Origin of the sequence: Streptomyces luteolifulvus, from assembly GCF_008806595.1 — a bacterium.
GTDB lineage: Bacteria > Actinomycetota > Actinomycetes > Streptomycetales > Streptomycetaceae > Streptomyces > Streptomyces luteolifulvus.
On the sequence record NZ_VZRB01000015.1, the window covers coordinates 94,055 to 110,582 of the forward strand.

General features: G+C 68.0%; 13 protein-coding genes and 1 tRNA gene. 11 read left to right on the forward strand and 3 right to left on the reverse strand.

Features of this window, described 5'->3' with window-relative positions:
* Nucleotides 1–98: 98 nt before the first annotated feature.
* Nucleotides 99–1,142 carry a tyrosine-type recombinase/integrase gene (locus F7R91_RS21880; protein WP_331000578.1) on the forward strand — a complete coding sequence of 348 codons (1,044 nt, stop codon included), beginning with the start codon at nt 99–101 and terminating at the stop codon, nt 1,140–1,142.
* A 168-nt stretch (nt 1,143–1,310) separates the two neighbouring features.
* On the opposite strand, the gene F7R91_RS21885 is transcribed toward F7R91_RS21880, so the two are convergent.
* A complete protein-coding gene (locus tag F7R91_RS21885) occupies nt 1,311–2,330 on the reverse strand; it encodes a hypothetical protein (RefSeq protein WP_150950786.1) in 1,020 nt (339 codons plus the stop codon).
* 94 nt (nt 2,331–2,424) lie between these two features.
* Between F7R91_RS21885 and F7R91_RS21890 the strand changes: the two genes are divergently transcribed.
* Nucleotides 2,425–2,754 (forward strand): hypothetical protein, encoded by a 330-nt coding sequence (locus F7R91_RS21890; protein WP_150950787.1) that lies wholly within the window; start codon nt 2,425–2,427, stop codon nt 2,752–2,754.
* Here F7R91_RS21890 and F7R91_RS21895 read toward each other — a convergent pair.
* Nucleotides 2,748–3,155 (reverse strand): hypothetical protein, encoded by a 408-nt coding sequence (locus F7R91_RS21895; RefSeq protein ID WP_150950788.1) that lies wholly within the window; start codon nt 3,153–3,155, stop codon nt 2,748–2,750. The two genes, F7R91_RS21890 and F7R91_RS21895, sit on opposite strands and share 7 nt — an antisense overlap.
* A 367-nt stretch (nt 3,156–3,522) precedes the next feature.
* Nucleotides 3,523–3,594 (reverse strand) — tRNA-Arg (locus F7R91_RS21900).
* Nucleotides 3,595–3,802: 208 nt separating this feature from the next.
* On the opposite strand from F7R91_RS21900, the gene F7R91_RS21905 reads away from it, so the two are divergent.
* The 9 genes from F7R91_RS21905 to F7R91_RS21945 all read left to right on the forward strand — a co-directional run bounded on the left by F7R91_RS21905 (nt 3,803) and on the right by F7R91_RS21945 (nt 16,454).
* Nucleotides 3,803–4,249, forward strand: coding sequence for a response regulator (locus F7R91_RS21905; protein WP_408056054.1), 447 nt, complete (start codon nt 3,803–3,805; stop codon nt 4,247–4,249).
* A gap of 299 nt (nt 4,250–4,548) precedes the next feature.
* Nucleotides 4,549–5,601 (forward strand): ArgS-related anticodon-binding protein NrtL, encoded by a 1,053-nt coding sequence (gene nrtL / locus F7R91_RS21910; protein ID WP_150950790.1) that lies wholly within the window; start codon nt 4,549–4,551, stop codon nt 5,599–5,601.
* A 25-nt stretch (nt 5,602–5,626) separates the two neighbouring features.
* A complete protein-coding gene (gene lysA, locus F7R91_RS21915) occupies nt 5,627–7,018 on the forward strand; it encodes a diaminopimelate decarboxylase (protein ID WP_150950791.1) in 1,392 nt (463 codons plus the stop codon).
* Between the two features lie 202 nt (nt 7,019–7,220).
* Complete coding sequence (locus F7R91_RS21920) at nt 7,221–8,513, forward strand: homoserine dehydrogenase (RefSeq protein WP_150950792.1); 1,293 nt, start codon at nt 7,221–7,223, stop codon at nt 8,511–8,513.
* 6 nt (nt 8,514–8,519) lie between these two features.
* The gene (gene thrC, locus F7R91_RS21925) at nt 8,520–9,578 is read left to right on the forward strand and encodes a threonine synthase (RefSeq protein WP_150950793.1); all 1,059 of its coding nucleotides are present in this window, start codon (nt 8,520–8,522) and stop codon (nt 9,576–9,578) included.
* A 262-nt stretch (nt 9,579–9,840) separates the two neighbouring features.
* Nucleotides 9,841–10,758, forward strand: a complete 918-nt coding sequence (thrB, locus tag F7R91_RS21930; protein ID WP_150950794.1) for a homoserine kinase — start codon at nt 9,841–9,843, stop codon at nt 10,756–10,758.
* A gap of 404 nt (nt 10,759–11,162) precedes the next feature.
* Entirely contained in the window at nt 11,163–13,169 is a 2,007-nt protein-coding gene (gene rho / locus F7R91_RS21935; protein WP_150950795.1) for a transcription termination factor Rho, read from the forward strand.
* A 144-nt stretch (nt 13,170–13,313) separates the two neighbouring features.
* Nucleotides 13,314–15,116 carry a trypsin-like serine protease gene (locus F7R91_RS21940; protein WP_225320737.1) on the forward strand — a complete coding sequence of 601 codons (1,803 nt, stop codon included), beginning with the start codon at nt 13,314–13,316 and terminating at the stop codon, nt 15,114–15,116.
* Nucleotides 15,117–15,323: 207 nt separating this feature from the next.
* Nucleotides 15,324–16,454, forward strand: coding sequence for an LCP family protein (locus F7R91_RS21945; protein ID WP_150950797.1), 1,131 nt, complete (start codon nt 15,324–15,326; stop codon nt 16,452–16,454).
* Nucleotides 16,455–16,528 lie beyond the last annotated feature (74 nt).

Below are 16,528 nucleotides of genomic sequence, written 5' to 3' on the forward strand. Positions count from 1 at the left end.
GGAGTGCCGGCTACCTCTCGAGCAGAGCCGGGTGCGGTTGCCGGGCCAAGTCCCTGACAGATAGCCATCGTTACTGTCTCGCAAGGGCGGCTCTCGGTATGACGGGGGAGAGCCCCGGGGCGCCAGAGCTGGAAGACGTACGGCGCGCCGTAACGTGGGCTGTCGTACCGGCTCACAAAGACGAAGATCCCCCGCCAGACCTGGAAAAGGTCTGTGCGTGGCGGGCGAGCCACTCCCTTCCTCTGTCGGCGCTCAGTTATTCCAAAGTCGTGCGAGACGTCCACTATCGGCTGTCGTTCAATCTGGACGGCAAACCGGCGGCAGCGGACACGTACAAGCGCCGTCGTCGTGGGTTCAACACCGCCATGGACTACGCAATTCAGGAGGGATACCTAAACAAGAATCCGCTTGCCGGGTTGAAGCGGCCCACATCCAAAGGGAGCGACGCTGTAGAGCCCCGGGTCCTGGTCAACGAGGTACAGGGGCGGCAACTCCTTATGGCCGTCTCGTACGTCGGCTCAGTGCACCGGAACAGGGGGCGACGTCTTGTCGCGTTCTTCGCCTGCATCCTGTACGCAGCGATGCGTCCGGCGGAAGTAGTAGGCCTCGGGCTGTCTGACTGCCATCTCCCTGAAAAGGGATGGGGGACGCTGACTCTCTGGGAGACGCGTCCGATCTCCGGCAAGAAATGGACTGACTCGGGGGAGCGGCATGATAAGCGGGGGCTGAAGTCACGGGAGCCTGGCACAGACCGCCCAGTACCGATTCCGCCCGTTCTGGTGGCGATGCTCCAAGCGCACCTGAAGGAGTTCGGCACCGCCAAAGACGGGCGTCTCTTCCCCAACGAACGCGGGGACCTGCTCGGCACGTCCAGTTACTGGCGGGTGTGGCAGGAAGCCAGGCCGTTAGCGCTACCGCCGGACAAGGTGGAATCGCCCTTGGCCCGGAAGCCGTACCACCTCCGGGCCACCTGCATCACGACCTGGCTCCGTGCCGGCCTTCCGGTAGCTGAGGTTGCCCGTCGCGCGGGAAACGCCCCAGAAGTCATCCATCGCCGCTACGCAGGTGTGATCGACGACAGCGAAGAGGAGAACAACGAGAAGATCGAAAGGGTCATGGGATGGGATCCTGACGGTTCGTAGGCCCGAGGCGCGGTTGACTCCATCGTCAAGCACGACCAGCACGTCCCCGGACGCGGCTGAGCGGGCCCAGTAGGACTGGGCCCGCTCAACCGTCTCGACATCCTTCCTGAAAGGAACTCAAATTCCACTGAGGTAAGTCGGTTCGCTAGCCCGTGAATTGCTCTGGGTTCACCCTCCGGGCAACGGCACCACACTGGGTTCTGGGGTGTCCTTACCGGAATGATGCCCGGGTAGGATGATGAGGTCTCTGGCGCTACTTGTCCCCTCGCGCGCGGGTACAACGACAAGGCCCTGAGCGTCTCCAAGACGATGAGCCGGGCAGCCCGCACGGGATCTAGTTACTACGATTGGCGCATCGAGTGTGCCGCCCACCTCCACGCCGCTGAGGGTGCCAACACATCCCTTCCCTAGGCCGGCATGTCTAGCTGCGCTCTCCGAAGGAACAACGATATCGACTTGCACCGGTGCGGTGACTTTGGCTGTGTCGGGGAGACTGTGGGGGTACAAGATCGTGAGCCACGCAAAGAGGAAAATGCCGAGCAGGAAGGCCGCTTCGTGCCAGGCGAGTTGCCCCTTTAGCTTGCGATAGGCCCTTTCAGTCTCGATGCGCTCAGCAGCATCCGAGACATCCCGGATGCGGCGCTCTAGCTCAGCAGAAAGCGCCTGAAGGGCGGTGCTGTCGGCAGCGACGGCTCTGGGATCGTATGTCCTCCCGCGGATCGTGACCCTCGCACCGGAGGTCAGGGCCCTGCTTGCGGTGGTGTAGTCGTCGGTGAGCGCTCCGATGGCGTCTCGTCCCGGTCCCAGTAGTTCTGTGCGACGGTCAATGACCAGTTCATGGATCAGAGGGCTATCCGGCGGATCGAAGCGAGGGCCGTTGGGGTGGTTGCCGTGGTCTGCGCGGTCTTTTCGATCCAGAACGCGGATGGGCGGCCGCGGAGCGCCGATCACCATAACGGCTTGGTAGAGCACCCTAAACGCGGCCCCCAAGGCAACGGCCGCTGAGCCAAGCGCTAACACTCCGAAGCGCCAGTGAGCCGCGCCGAGTTTGTCGAGACTCGTGAGCTGTAGGCCGGCGACGATTACGGCGGCGGTGGAAGCGCTCGCTCCCACCAGCCACTTGGCAGTGGACTTCAGGTGTGCAGCCGCGAGCGCGTCAGCACTTGCCGGTTGCTCAGCAGCGGGCACGGCTTCTCCCGTCCGACATCGCGGCGTCTGATGTGGAGGGTCCTTCGGCGGGCGAAGGGTTGACTAAAGGTGTACGTTCTTGCCGGAGGTACCCATGACTACGCACGTGGATCATCCTGAGGCACAGTCGGGAGCCGCGCAGATCTACCAACTGCGTGACCTGGCGGACCGGCCCGTTGAGGTCATGAAGGAGATCACCGAGTCCGGCATGCCCGCGTTGATTACGCTCCGTGGTCGGATGTTGGCGGTGATTACGCCGTTTGCTGAGGGGGATCTTGAAAGTGCGTTGGTCAGCTCGGCTCTCAAGGCAGGGGCTACGGAGGGACTCGAGGCTCGAGACCGCTCCTTGAAGTCCACTGAAGAGATGGCCCTGAAACTCGGCATCGATCTGCCGGCGTATAAGGATCGTGACATCTCTCACTGAATCGTGGACGGGCCGAGCTCTGCGGCCAATCGACCTTCATGCAGAAGGCGCCTGACGACAAGTTTCGGTTTCCGATTCGCTGCGTTCAGGCGTTCGAGATCGGACTTGGTCGGAGGGCGGTAGATGTACAGGTACGTGCCGTATGGAAATCCGCCATCGTCGATAACAGCCGGATCGCCAGCGAGGTCGGCGGATCTTGTGGGCGTGTGTCTTCGTAGTGCTCGCCTGTAGGCGTATCCGCGGTTGTATTGGACCGCGAAGCCTTCGTCGCTGTTCTGTGTATGGGGCGGGTATCGCAGCTCGGTCTCTGCGAGGTCCATGAATTCGCGTCGTACGTCCGGGTCGTCGGTAGCTTCGTGGAGATCTTGCTCCGCCATGTCGTCCCAATCGACCACAGCCATGCCACCAGGCCCCTTCGGTGAAAATGTGCCGAATTCTGTCTAAAGATGACCATAGAGCGGGGTCAGAGCCTCTGCATCAACTGTCATCCGAGCAGGGGAACGACTCTGCGGGCGCCTCAAGGCTCGACCACTGAGGTGTCCCTTGGGGGAGTCGGGAGCGGTAGAGCTACGTGGAGCCCTCGGGGCACCGAGTCGATGTCCCGAGCAGAGGTCGCGTCGTTGCGTGAGAGCCGACTTTTTCACACGCTACTCACACGCGATCAGTGGGCTGCAATGAGAACGAGCGGGACCCGGTGAGACTGGGCCCCGCTCTTCATGCTTAGCACCTACGCTGGTCAACCGCATGATCGTGCTGGTTGAGGCGAAGTGCCCCCGGCAGGATTCGAACCTGCGCACACGGCTCCGGAGGCCGTTGCTCTATCCCCTGAGCTACGGGGGCGTGTCGGTCGCGGTGTTCGCGGCGACGGGTAGAACCCTACCAGCTCCTTCGGGGTGTTCATGAACGGGTTTTCCGGGTGTCAGGCGTCCGATGCGAGCGTCCCGCGCGAGGTCGGCGCGGTCGCCCGCACGGGGTGGAAGTGGGGAAAACCCGGACGCGGTGGCTTGTCTGGACCTACTCTCGAGTTGTGCCAGGGGCGTCGGGCCGGGTGCTTGTTGTGGACGACAACAAGGTCATCCGGCAGTTGATCAGGGTCAATCTCGAGCTTGAGGGGCTCGAGGTCGTGACCGCGACCGATGGTGCCGAGTGTCTGGATGTCGTTCATCAGGTGCGGCCCGACGTCATCACCCTCGATGTCGTCATGCCCCGGCTGGACGGGCTCAGGACTGCCGCCCGGCTTCGTTCCGATCCTCGGACCCGCCACCTCCCCCTTGCCATCGTCAGCGCCTGTACGCAGTTCGAGGTCGAGAGTGGTCTCGAGGTCGGCGTCGATGCCTTCCTCGCCAAGCCCTTCGAGCCTGCTGAACTTGTGCGGCTCGTACGGCAATTGATGGAGCAGCGGAAGCAGGGGAGGGGGAATGGAGGGGGTGACACCCCCTTCGGAGGCCTCTTCGGGGCCGGGGAGACCGAGCGGGCCGGCCGCGCCGGCGGTTGATCTCCGGGGGAGTGGAGCGTGATCTCCGGGGAGTGGAGTTTGATCTCCGAGGGATGTCGTGCGTGATCTCCGGGGAGGAGTGTGATCCCGGGCGAGTGGAGCGTGATCTCCGAGCGTGCGGTGGGGCGTCCACGAGGCCGTGGCGCGCACGGCGTCCACGAGGGTGTCGTGCGCACGGCGTCCACGAGGGTGTCGTGCGCAGGGCCTCCACAAGGCTGTCGTGCGTAAGGCGTCCACATCCCGGACCCCCGCCCAAACCGGCTCGCATACCCACCCCCCTCCTCCCCTACGCTTGTCCCGTGACCCCCGTCGAGCTCTCCCGCACCGTGCTGCGCGCCGTCCGGCGTGCTGTCGACGGTGGGGAGCTGAGCGTCAGCGTTCCCGCGCGGGTCGTTGTCGCGCCGCCCGGGCCCGGTGGCTGTGGGGACTACGCCACCAACATCGCCCTTCAGCTCGCCCGTCCGGCCGGGCAGCCGCCCCTGCGCGTCGCCGAGCTGCTGCGCTCGCATCTTCTCGACGCCCACGGCATCACCGACGTCGTCGTGACCGGGCCCGGGTTCATCAACATCAGCCTCCAGACCTCCGCCGATGCCGGGCTTGTCGAGGAGATCCGCAGACGCGGCAGGCGTTACGGCTTCGCCGACGCCTCCACCGGGCAGCTGTCGCAACTCCATGCCGCCCACGAGCTCCGCGCGCTCGTCGTCGCCGACGCCGTCGGACGGATTCTCCGGTCACAAGGTGCCCTCGTCCGCACCACCTGCGAGGCCCGCCCCGAGCCCGAGTGGATCGACGTCCTCGGTGTTCATGTCGATGCGTACGGCAGCCCGGAAGCCCCGGCCCCCCTCGACGTCACCATCCGTCCCGTTCCCGTTCCGGCCGCCGCCGACCCCCTCCGGCTCGGCCGCGCCGCCGCCCGCTGGGCCCTGCTGTACCCCGCCGGCCACGACCGGCCCCGGATCACGGACGATCATCTCGTCCAGCGTGAGGGCAACCCCCTCTTCCGCGTCCGTTACGCCCACGCCCGCACCCGGGCCCTCGCCCGTAACGCCGCCGACCTCCACTTCACCGCCGAGCCCGGGCCCACCCCCGAAGCTGGCAGTCTCCTCGCCGCCCTCGCCGACCACCCCCGCATCCTCGGCGCCGCCGCGGCACACCGCAGCCCCGACCGCCTCGCCCGGCACCTCGTCACCGTCGCCGATGCCGTGCTTCCCCTTCTCCCCTCCGTCCTTCCGCGCGGTGAGGAGAAACCCTCGGCCGCCCACCGTGCCCGGCTCGCCCTTGCCGAAGCCACCGGGACGGTGCTGGCCGGCGGCCTGTCCTTGCTCGGTATCGACGCCCCCGACCACCTCTGACACCAGAGAGCCACCGGAAGAACCCATGAGCCGTTCCGCACACCCCGCCGGGCCCCGGCACGCCGACGTCCTCCCCGAGGGCCACTACACCGCCCCGCCCGCCGACCTCAACGCCCTCGATTCCAAGGTGTGGGCCCAGACCGTCGGCCGTAACGACGACGGTGTCGTCACCGTCGGCGGGATCGACGTCAAGACCCTCGCCGAGCAGCACGGCACCCCCGCCTATGTCATGGACGAGGACGACTTCCGTGCCCGGGCGCGGGCGTGGCGTACCGCCTTCGGGCAGGACGCCGACGTCTTCTACGCCGGCAAGGCGTTCCTCTCGCGTGCCGTCGTGCGCTGGCTGCACGAGGAAGGGCTCAATCTCGACGTCTGCTCCGGCGGCGAGCTCGCCACCGCCCTCTCCGCCGGCATGCCCGCCGACCGCATCGCCTTCCACGGCAACAACAAGTCTCCCGAGGAGATCGAACGCGCCATTCGCGCAGGCGTCGGGCGCATCGTTCTCGACTCCTTCCAGGAGATCGTCCGTGTCGCTCACATCGCCTCGTCCCTCGGGAAGCGGCAGCGGGTGCAGATCCGTATCACCGTCGGCGTCGAGGCCCACACCCATGAGTTCATCGCCACCGCCCACGAGGACCAGAAGTTCGGCATTCCGCTGGCCGGCGGGCAGGCCGCCGAGGCCGTACGGCGTGCCCTTCAGCTCGACGGGCTCGAGCTGATCGGGATCCACTCCCACATCGGGTCGCAGATCTTCGACATGTCCGGCTTCGAGGTCGCCGCCCACCGGGTCGTCGGACTCCTCAGGGAAATCCGTGACGAGCACGGTGTCGAGCTTCCCGAGATCGACCTCGGCGGTGGTCTCGGTATCGCCTACACCAGCGGCGACGACCCCCGCGAGCCGCATGAGATCGCCAAGGCGCTCACCGACATCGTCGGCCGCGAGTGTGAGGTCGCACGGCTGCGTACGCCGCGTATCTCCGTCGAGCCCGGGCGCGCCATCGTCGGTCCGACCGCCTTCACGCTCTACGAGGTCGGGACCATCAAGCCCCTCGACGGGCTGCGTACCTATGTCTCCGTCGACGGCGGCATGTCCGACAACATCCGGACCGCGCTGTACGACGCCGAGTACAGCGTCGCTCTCGTCTCCCGCACCTCCGACGCCGAGCCGATGCTGGCCCGTGTCGTCGGCAAGCACTGTGAGAGTGGCGACATCGTGGTCAAGGACGCGTTTCTGCCCGCCGATCTGGCACCCGGTGACCTGATCGCCGTACCCGCCACCGGTGCGTACTGCCGTTCCATGGCCAGCAACTACAACCACGTGCTCCGCCCGCCCGTCGTCGCGGTCAGGGACGGCGAGGCCCGGGTGATCGTCCGGCGCGAGACGGAGGAGGATCTTCTCCGTCTCGATGTCGGATAGGGCGACGGAAGATCCAGAAGATCCGACGGAAGACCGAATGGAAGGCCGACGGGAAGACCACGGGAAGATCCAACGGAAGATCTCCCGTCTTCCCTGGTCAACGGAATGAAATAGATATCTCACGATCCGGACGAGTGATAGAAACTCCCGTCCGGTGAGTGAGACTGGTCCCACCGATGACGGTATGAGGAAACGAGGTCGGATGATGCGTACGCGTCCGCTGAAGGTGGCGCTGCTGGGCTGTGGAGTGGTCGGCTCAGAGGTGGCGCGCATCATGACGACGCACGCCGACGATCTCGCCGCCAGGATCGGCGCCCCGGTGGAGCTGGCGGGCGTGGCCGTCCGCCGGCCCTCCAAGGTCAGGGAGGGCATCGACCCGAGCCTGGTCACCACCGACGCCACCGCCCTCGTCAAACGCGGCGACCTCGACGTCGTCGTCGAGGTCATCGGCGGTATCGAGCCCGCCCGCACCCTCATCACCACCGCCTTCGAGCACGGCGCGTCGGTCGTCTCCGCGAACAAGGCCCTTCTCGCCCAGGACGGCGCCGCCCTGCACGCCGCCGCCGGGGAGCACGACAAGGACCTCTACTACGAGGCCGCCGTCGCCGGCGCCATCCCGCTGATCCGGCCGCTGCGCGAGTCCCTCGCCGGTGACAAGGTCAACCGGGTGCTCGGCATCGTCAACGGCACCACCAACTTCATCCTCGACAAGATGGACTCCACGGGGGCGGGGTATCAGGAGGCCCTCGACGAGGCCACCGCGCTCGGGTACGCCGAGGCCGACCCCACCGCCGACGTCGAGGGGTTCGACGCCGCGGCCAAGGCCGCCATCCTCGCCGGAATCGCGTTCCACACGCGCGTGCGTCTCGACGACGTCTACCGCGAGGGCATGACCGAGGTCACCGCCGCCGACTTCGCCTCGGCCAAGGAGATGGGCTGCACCATCAAGCTGCTGGCGATCTGCGAGCGGGCCGAGGACGGCGAGTCCGTCAGCGCGCGTGTGCACCCCGCGATGATTCCGCTGAGCCACCCCCTCGCCTCCGTGCGCGGCGCGTACAACGCGGTGTTCGTCGAGTCGGATGCCTCCGGTCAGCTCATGTTCTACGGACCCGGTGCCGGCGGTGCGCCCACCGCGTCCGCCGTGCTCGGGGACATCGTCGCCGTCTGCCGCAACCGGCTCAGCGGCTCGACCGGGCCGGGCGAGTCCTCGTACGCCGCACTGCCGGTGTCGGGCATGGGTGACGTCGTCACGCGCTACCACATCAGCCTTGACGTCGCCGACAAACCGGGTGTTCTCGCCCAGGTCGCCACCGTGTTCGCCGAGCACGGTGTCTCGATCGATACGGTTCGGCAGCAAGGCAAGGACGGCGAGGCCTCCCTCGTCGTCGTCACCCACCGTGCGTCCGACGCCTCCCTGACCGGGACCGTCGAGGCGCTGCGCAGCCTCGACACCGTGCGGGGTGTCGCCAGCATCATGCGGGTTGAAGGAGAGTAACCAGCAATGACCCACCAATGGCGCGGAATCATCGAGGAGTACCGGGACAGGCTGCCGGTCACCGGCAGCACGCCGGTCGTGACGCTCCGCGAGGGCGGCACGCCCCTCGTCCCCGCGCAGGTGCTCTCCGAGCGCACCGGCTGCGAGGTCCACCTCAAGGTGGAGGGCGCCAACCCCACCGGATCCTTCAAGGACCGCGGTATGACCATGGCCATCTCGCGGGCCAAGGAGGAGGGTGCGAAGGCCGTGATCTGCGCCTCCACCGGCAACACCTCCGCCTCCGCCGCCGCGTACGCGGTGCGCGCGGGTATGGTTTCGGCCGTTCTGGTTCCACAGGGCAAGATCGCGCTCGGCAAGATGGGCCAGGCGCTCGTCCACGGCGCCAAGATCCTCCAGGTCGACGGCAACTTCGACGACTGTCTCACCCTCGCCCGCGCCCTGAGTGAGAACTACCCGGTGGCGCTGGTGAATTCGGTCAATCCGGTGCGTATCGAGGGTCAGAAGACGGCCGCCTTCGAGATAGTGGACATGCTGGGTGACGCACCCGACATCCATGTCCTGCCGGTGGGCAACGCGGGCAACATCACCGCGTACTGGAAGGGGTACACGGAGTACGCCGCCGACGGCGTCGCCGCGAAGACCCCGCGCATGTGGGGCTTCCAGGCGTCCGGCAGTGCGCCGATCGTGCGCGGTGAGATCGTCAAGGACCCGTCGACCATCGCCACCGCGATCCGCATCGGCAACCCCGCCTCCTGGCAGTACGCGCTCGCCGCGCGGGACGAGTCCGGCGGTCTCATCGACGAGGTGACGGACCGTGAAATCCTTCGCGCCTACCGGCTGTTGGCCGCTCAGGAAGGTGTCTTCGTCGAGCCGGCGTCGGCCGCGTCCGTGGCCGGTCTGCTGAAGGCGGCCGAGCAGGGCAAGGTCGACCCGGGGCAGCGGATCGTGTGCACGGTCACCGGGAACGGGCTCAAGGACCCCGACTGGGCCGTTGCCGGTGCCCCGCAGCCCGTCACCGTCCCGGTCGACGCGGCGACGGCGGCCGAGCGCCTCGGCCTCGCGTGACGACGGTTCAGCAGGGGTAACCCCTACGGGGGTGCACAGGGGGCTTACGACACGCATCGTGCGCCTCCTGTGCGCCCTATGTCGCCACAGAACCTTCCTTCGATAGGCTGTACTGAACCCGCCTGCCGCATATGCCTCCGCATATGGCTCGGCGCAGCGCCGCGTCCGCGGTGCGAGGGTCCTCACGTACGTATCGAATGCCCATCGAATGCCCATCGAACGTCATTCGACAATGTCGCAGCTCAAGGAGAGTCATCGAGAGATGGCCGGTCCCGCCTTCCGTGCCGCCGCCGTCCGGGTGCGCGTCCCCGCCACCAGCGCCAACCTCGGCCCGGGCTTCGACGCCCTCGGCCTGTCGCTGGGGCTCTACGACGACGTCGTCGTCCGGGTGGCCGACTCCGGGCTGCACATCGACATCGCAGGCGAGGGCAGCGAGACGCTCCCGCGCGATGAGCAGCACCTTCTCGTACGGTCCCTGCGCACCGCCTTCGACCTGCTCGGCGGGCAGCCGCGGGGCCTCGAGATCGTGTGTGCCAACCGCATTCCGCACGGCCGCGGCCTCGGCTCCTCGTCGGCCGCCATCTGCGCGGGCATCGTCGCCGCGCGTGCCGTGACCATAGGCGGCGAGTCCCGGCTCGACGACGCGGCGCTCCTGGAGCTGGCCACCGAGATCGAGGGCCACCCCGACAACGTGGCGGCCTGTCTGCTGGGCGGATTCACGCTCTCCTGGATGGAGGGCGGCGCCGCGCGCGCGATCAGGATGGAGCCCGCCGATTCCATCGTTCCGGTGGTTTTCGTGCCCGGGAAGCCGGTTCTGACGGAGACCGCGCGCGGACTGCTGCCGCGCACCGTGCCGCACGTCGACGCCGCCGCCAACGCGGGCCGTGCCGCGCTGCTCGTCGAGGCCCTGACCAGGCGCCCCGAGCTGCTGCTGCCGGCCACCGAGGACCGCCTCCACCAGGAGTACCGCGCTCCGGCCATGCCGGAGAGCGCCGCGCTGGTGGAGCGGCTGCGGGCCGACGGAGTCCCGGCAGTGATTTCCGGCGCAGGTCCCACCGTTCTGGCGCTGGCCGACGAGGACAGCGCCGACAAGGTGGCACATCTGGCAGGCGAGGGCTGGGCCGCGAACCGGCTCGGGCTCGACGCCCAGGGGGCGAGCGTGCTGCCGCTTGCACCCTGACACACGGTTGCCGGATTTCGAGAGGGGGAATGTTTGTTGGATCCGGTAGTGTTAACCTCAAGTCTGCACCCGACCCCACCATGGCGAGGTGCTTCGTGTCCCCGTCCGGGACAGACATCCTTCCGGGAGCCTCCCAAGCCGCACTGTGTTCCGTACGCCGTACCTGGGCAGCACTGCGTACGCGGGCACTGAGCGACTCGCCGGGCACGCTCCGGAACCGGTGCGACCAAGCCACGTGACACAGACACTCAGTGCCACGGCTCCGGGAAGCGCCGTCACCACATTCCTCCGCCAATCAGGCGGACCACCGCCCCGGCACGGTCCATACAGCAGGGCCAGTGCCGGACAGCACAAACGGTCGCCGAGCCAGACAGGCCGACGTCCGCTCCAGGGAAGGACCCTTCGTGAGCGACACCACCGATCTGATGGGCGCACGTGTCGAGGAGACCGCTGCCGCGCCCGCCACGGACGCCTCCGCGCCTGCCACCGGTGCCGGCTCCCGGCGGCGCCGCGGTACCGGCCTCGAGGGCATGGTGCTGGCCGAGCTGCAGCAGGTCGCATCCGGCCTCGGTATCAGGGGCACCGCGCGTATGCGCAAGAGCCAGCTGATCGAGGTCATCAAGGAGGCGCAGGCGGGCGGGGGCGCCGCCGCCCCGGCCAAGGCCGACGCAACCGAGACCAAGCCCAAGCGCCGGGCCACCTCCAAGACCCGTACGGGTGAGGAGGCCGCCCCCGCCGCCGAGCAGAAGGCGGAGAAGGCCGAGGCCGTCGCCGAAAAGGCCGCGGCCCAGCAGCAGATCGAGATCCCCGGCCAGCCGGCCGCCGACGACGCCCCCGCGGAGCGCCGCCGTCGCCGTGTCACCGCCGAGGCCGGCAGCCCCGAGACGGTCACCGCCGAGGCCAAGAGCGAGCCGAAGGCCGAGACGCCCGCCCAGGCGCAGCCCCAGGCCGAGGCCAAGGGCGAGGCCGACGGCGACGGACGCCAGGGCCGGCGCGACCGCCGGGACCGGGACCGGGACCGCGGAGGCCGGGACCGCGACCGCCGCGGCGGCAAGGGCGACGAGCAGCAGGGCGGCCAGGGCGGCGGCCAGCAGCGTCAGGACCGTCAGCAGCAGGGCGGCGGCACCCGCCAGGACCGCCAGCAGCGTGACAACGGCCCCCAGGACGACGACGACTTCGAGGGCGGCCGCCGCGGCCGGCGCGGCCGTTACCGGGACCGCCGTGGCCGTCGTGGCCGCGACGAGATCGCCGAGCCGCAGCTCGCCGAGGACGACGTCCTGATCCCCGTCGCGGGCATCCTGGACATCCTCGACAACTACGCCTTCATCCGTACGTCGGGCTACCTGCCCGGGCCCAACGACGTGTACGTCTCCCTCGCCCAGGTCCGTAAGAACGGCCTGCGCAAGGGCGACCACATCACCGGTGCGGTCCGTCAGCCGAAGGAGGGCGAGCGCCGCGAGAAGTTCAACGCGCTGGTCCGCCTCGACTCCGTCAACGGCATGGCCCCCGAACACGGCCGCGGCCGCCCGGAGTTCAACAAGCTGACCCCGCTGTACCCGCAGGACCGGCTGCGCCTGGAGACCGACCCGGGCGTGCTGACCACCCGCATCATCGACCTCGTGTCGCCGATCGGTAAGGGCCAGCGCGGTCTGATCGTGGCTCCGCCGAAGACCGGCAAGACCATGATCATGCAGGCGATCGCCAACGCGATCACCCACAACAACCCCGAGTGCCACCTGATGGTCGTCCTTGTCGACGAGCGTCCGGAAGAGGTCACCGACATGCAGCGGTCGGTCAAGGGCGAGGTCATCTCCTCGACCTTCGACCGCCCGGCCGAGGACCACACCACGGTCGCCGAGCTGGCGATCGAGCGTGCGAAGCGGCTGGTCGAGCTCGGGCACGACGTGGTGGTGCTGCTCGACTCCATCACCCGTCTGGGCCGTGCGTACAACCTGGCCGCGCCCGCCTCCGGCCGCATCCTGTCCGGTGGTGTCGACTCGACGGCCCTGTACCCGCCGAAGCGCTTCTTCGGTGCGGCCCGCAACATCGAGGACGGCGGCTCGCTGACGATCCTCGCCACCGCGCTGGTGGACACCGGGTCCCGCATGGACGAGGTGATCTTCGAGGAGTTCAAGGGCACCGGCAACATGGAGCTCAAGCTCGACCGGAAGCTGGCGGACAAGAGGATCTTCCCGGCGGTGGACGTGGACGCGTCCGGTACCCGTAAGGAAGAGATCCTGCTGGCCAGCGATGAGCTGGGCATCGTCTGGAAGCTGCGTCGGGTGCTGCATGCGCTGGATCAGCAGCAGGCGATCGAGCTGCTGCTCGACAAGATGAAGCAGACGAAGTCGAACGTCGAGTTCCTGATGCAGATCCAGAAGACGACGCCGGCGCCCGGTAACGGTGACTAGTCGCCGCTGAGAGTCCCGCGCCCCTGGAGGGGTGCTGAGGCCGCCCCCTGTTGCATGTGTGACAGGGGGCGGCCTTTTGGCGCTGAGAGGGACGGGTGCATTGCGCACCCCTTCTCATCTCTTGTCTCTCTGGGGGGACTTTCCTTGCGCACGACCCTGTCCGCGACCGGTCGGCACAGACGCCGGATACGTGTTGCCCTTCCCGTCGCCGCCGCCGGTGTCGCCGCCGCCGTCGCCGCCGCGCTGCTGACCTCCTCCGCGGGCGCGGCCACCGCCGCCGCGGACCCGAAGCCGCCGGTCAAGGCCGCCGTCAGCACGCCCACGCTCGCCGAGCTCAAGGAGCGCATCGCCGGCGCAATGGCCGGCGACGATGTACCCGGTGATCGGCCCGAAACGTCCTCGCAGAGCGCGGACACCGGCGGCTCCACCGTCGAACCGATGGTCATCGGCGGCACCGACACCACCATCACCACGGCCCCGTGGATGGCCCAGCTCTGGTACACCGACGACCAGGGCACCCCGGACACGAGCGACGACACCGGCTTCTTCTGCGGGGGCGCCGTCGTCGCGCCGACGAAGATCCTCACGGCCGCGCACTGCGTCAAGGGCTACGACTGGTCCACGGGCGGCGCGATCGTCACCGGGACCTCCCAGCTCCCCTCGAACGGCGATCTGCACGGGGGCACCGTCAGCGGGGTCCTGCGCCAGTGGACGCACAGCTACAGCGCGCAGACCTTCGACAACGACATCGCGGTCCTCACCCTGGCCTCTCCGGTCAAGGCGACTCCGATCCGTATGACGACGTCCGGTGACACCGCCTCGTACGTCTCCGGGACCAGCGCCCAGGTCTACGGCTGGGGCCGCACCAGCTCCACCAGCCAGGACATCTCCGAGACGCTGAAGACGGCCACGCTGACCGTCCGCTCGGACACCGCCTGCGCCAACTACTACGGCGCCTACTACATCAAGAACCACATGATGTGCGCGGGCACCGCCTCCGGCAGCGACACCGGCACCAAGGCCTCCTGCAACGGAGACTCCGGCGGCCCGCTGATCGTGAACAACCGGATCGTCGGCGTGGTCTCCTGGGGCGTGACGAACTGCGTCGCCAAGGGCTCCTACAGCGTGTTCACCAAGGTCAAGACGTACGTCGGCTCCGTCTACCCGCGCGTCGACGACACCAACCTCAGCTTCGACAACAAGGCCGACCTGTGGGTGCGCAACGCCTCCACCAAGACGGGCTACGAGAAGGACTCCACGGGCAGCTCGTTCGGTGCCCGCCAGTCCTGGGGCAACTGGACCGGCGTCAACGTCGTCCTCCAGACCGACCTGAACCGGGACGGCCTCCAGGACTTCGTCTACCGCGTGGCCTCCACCGGCGACGTCTACTGGTGGCGCTACGTCCCGGCCACCGACGGCTGGGCCGACAAGAAGATCTTCAGCGGCTGGACCACCCGCACCCGGATCGTCACCCCCGGTGATGTCACCGGGGACTACAAGCCCGACCTGCTCTCCGTGGACTCGGCCGGCGCCTTGTGGATCTACCCCGGCAAGGGCGACGGCACCTTCTCCGCCCGTGTGCAGGTCGGCTCCGGCTGGAACCAGTACAACGTCGTGCGCGGCCACGGCGACTTCAGCGGCGACGGCAAGACCGACCTGCTCGCCCGCAGCAAGAGCACCGGCGATGTGTACCTGTACAAGGGCACCGGCAAGTCCGGCACCGGCGCCTTCGCCACCCGGATCAAGGTGCGGACCTGGAGCAACACGACGTACAACGCCTTCGACGCGGTCGGTGACGTGAACGGCGACGGCAAGGCCGACTTCCTGGCCCGTACGCCCGGCGGCACGCTCTACCTGTACAAGGGCACCGGCAAGGCGACCAGCGAGATCTTTGCCACAAGGATCTCCGTCGGCGGCGGTTTCGACCAGTACGACATCTTCGGCTGAACCCGCAGGTGAGCCCCGCTCACCTGAAGCACGGCGACTACACACTGTGCCCACCCGATCCACAGGGTGGGCACAGTCCGCTGTGCAACCCTTTCCCCGGTTTCTCCGTCTGACCTGGCGGAGTGACGATGGTGCGGTACCGGTCGTTTCGACCAGGCCTGACCCTGAATGCAGGGGGTGACCGACCGGACGAGAACCGAGGAGCGCATGTCCGCCGAGAGCACGCCGGAATCCGGCATACCGGATGAGAACGGCACAAACGGTCCCCGTCATCGCGGGAAGGGCCGCCGCCGCAAGCCCAGGAACAAGGGTCTGACGGTGATGGCCTGGACCACCGCGGGCATCGTGGTGCTGGGCGGTGCCGGAGCCGGATACCTGTACCTCAAGCTCAACGGCAACATCAAGAGCGTCAACATCGAGCAGGCCCTCGGCACCGACCGGCCCGAGAAGGTCGACAACGGCTCCGAGAACATCCTCGTCCTCGGCTCGGACTCCCGCTCCGGCAGCAACAAGAAACTCGGCGGCGGCACCGACGACGGCAGCGCCCGCTCCGACACCGCGATGATCGTGCACGTCTACAAGGGCCACAAGAAGGCCGGCGTGGTCTCCATCCCGCGCGACACCCTCATCGACCGCCCCGAGTGCACCGACACCGGCGGCACCACGCACGACGCCGCGTCCGGCGTCATGTTCAACTCCGCGTACACCACCGGCGGCGCCGCCTGCGCGGTGAAGACCGTCGAGTCGATCACCGGCATCCGCATGGACCACTATCTGGAGGTCGACTTCTCGGGCTTCGAGAAGCTGATCGACGAGCTCGGCGGCGTCGACGTGACCACCACCAAGGACATCAACGACTCCGACAGCCACCTCAACCTCAAGGCCGGCGAGCACACCCTGAACGGCGAGCAGGCCCTCGGCCTGGTCCGCACCCGGCACGGCGTCGGCGACGGCTCCGACCTCGGCCGGATCCAGCTCCAGCAGGCCTTCATCAAGGCCCTGGTCGACCAGGTCAAGGACGTCGGCCTCTTCACCAGCCCGAAGAAGCTGTACAACCTGGCCGACACCGCCACCAAGGCCGTCACCACCGATTCGGATCTGGGTTCGGTCAACAAGCTCATGTCCTTCGCAGGCGGCCTCAAGGGCATCAGCTCGAAGCACATGACCATGGTCACCATGCCGGTCCAGTACGACCCGGCCGACCCGAACCGCGTCATCGTCGCCGAAACCCAGGCCGACCAGGTGTGGAAGGCCCTCAAGGACGACAAGCCGATCCCGAAGAGCGCCACCAAGGGCACGGCAACCGGCGAAGCCAAGGGCGTGGTGAGCGCCCCTTAGGGGCGCGGGGCCGTATCGATGTGCGGCTCCGCCGCGGGGCGCGACCAGCCCCCACCGGCGCGCGGGGAATACAC

Coding starts and splice junctions, on each gene's coding strand:
- F7R91_RS21880 (WP_331000578.1), top strand. CDS start 99: ATGACGGGGGAGAGCCCCGGGGCGCCAGAGCTGGAAGACGTACGGCGC.
- F7R91_RS21890 (WP_150950787.1), top strand. CDS start 2,425: ATGACTACGCACGTGGATCATCCTGAGGCACAGTCGGGAGCCGCGCAG.
- F7R91_RS21895 (WP_150950788.1), bottom strand. CDS start 3,155: ATGGCTGTGGTCGATTGGGACGACATGGCGGAGCAAGATCTCCACGAA.
- lysA (WP_150950791.1), top strand. CDS start 5,627: ATGAGCCGTTCCGCACACCCCGCCGGGCCCCGGCACGCCGACGTCCTC.
- F7R91_RS21920 (WP_150950792.1), top strand. CDS start 7,221: ATGATGCGTACGCGTCCGCTGAAGGTGGCGCTGCTGGGCTGTGGAGTG.
- thrC (WP_150950793.1), top strand. CDS start 8,520: ATGACCCACCAATGGCGCGGAATCATCGAGGAGTACCGGGACAGGCTG.
- thrB (WP_150950794.1), top strand. CDS start 9,841: ATGGCCGGTCCCGCCTTCCGTGCCGCCGCCGTCCGGGTGCGCGTCCCC.
- F7R91_RS21945 (WP_150950797.1), top strand. CDS start 15,324: ATGTCCGCCGAGAGCACGCCGGAATCCGGCATACCGGATGAGAACGGC.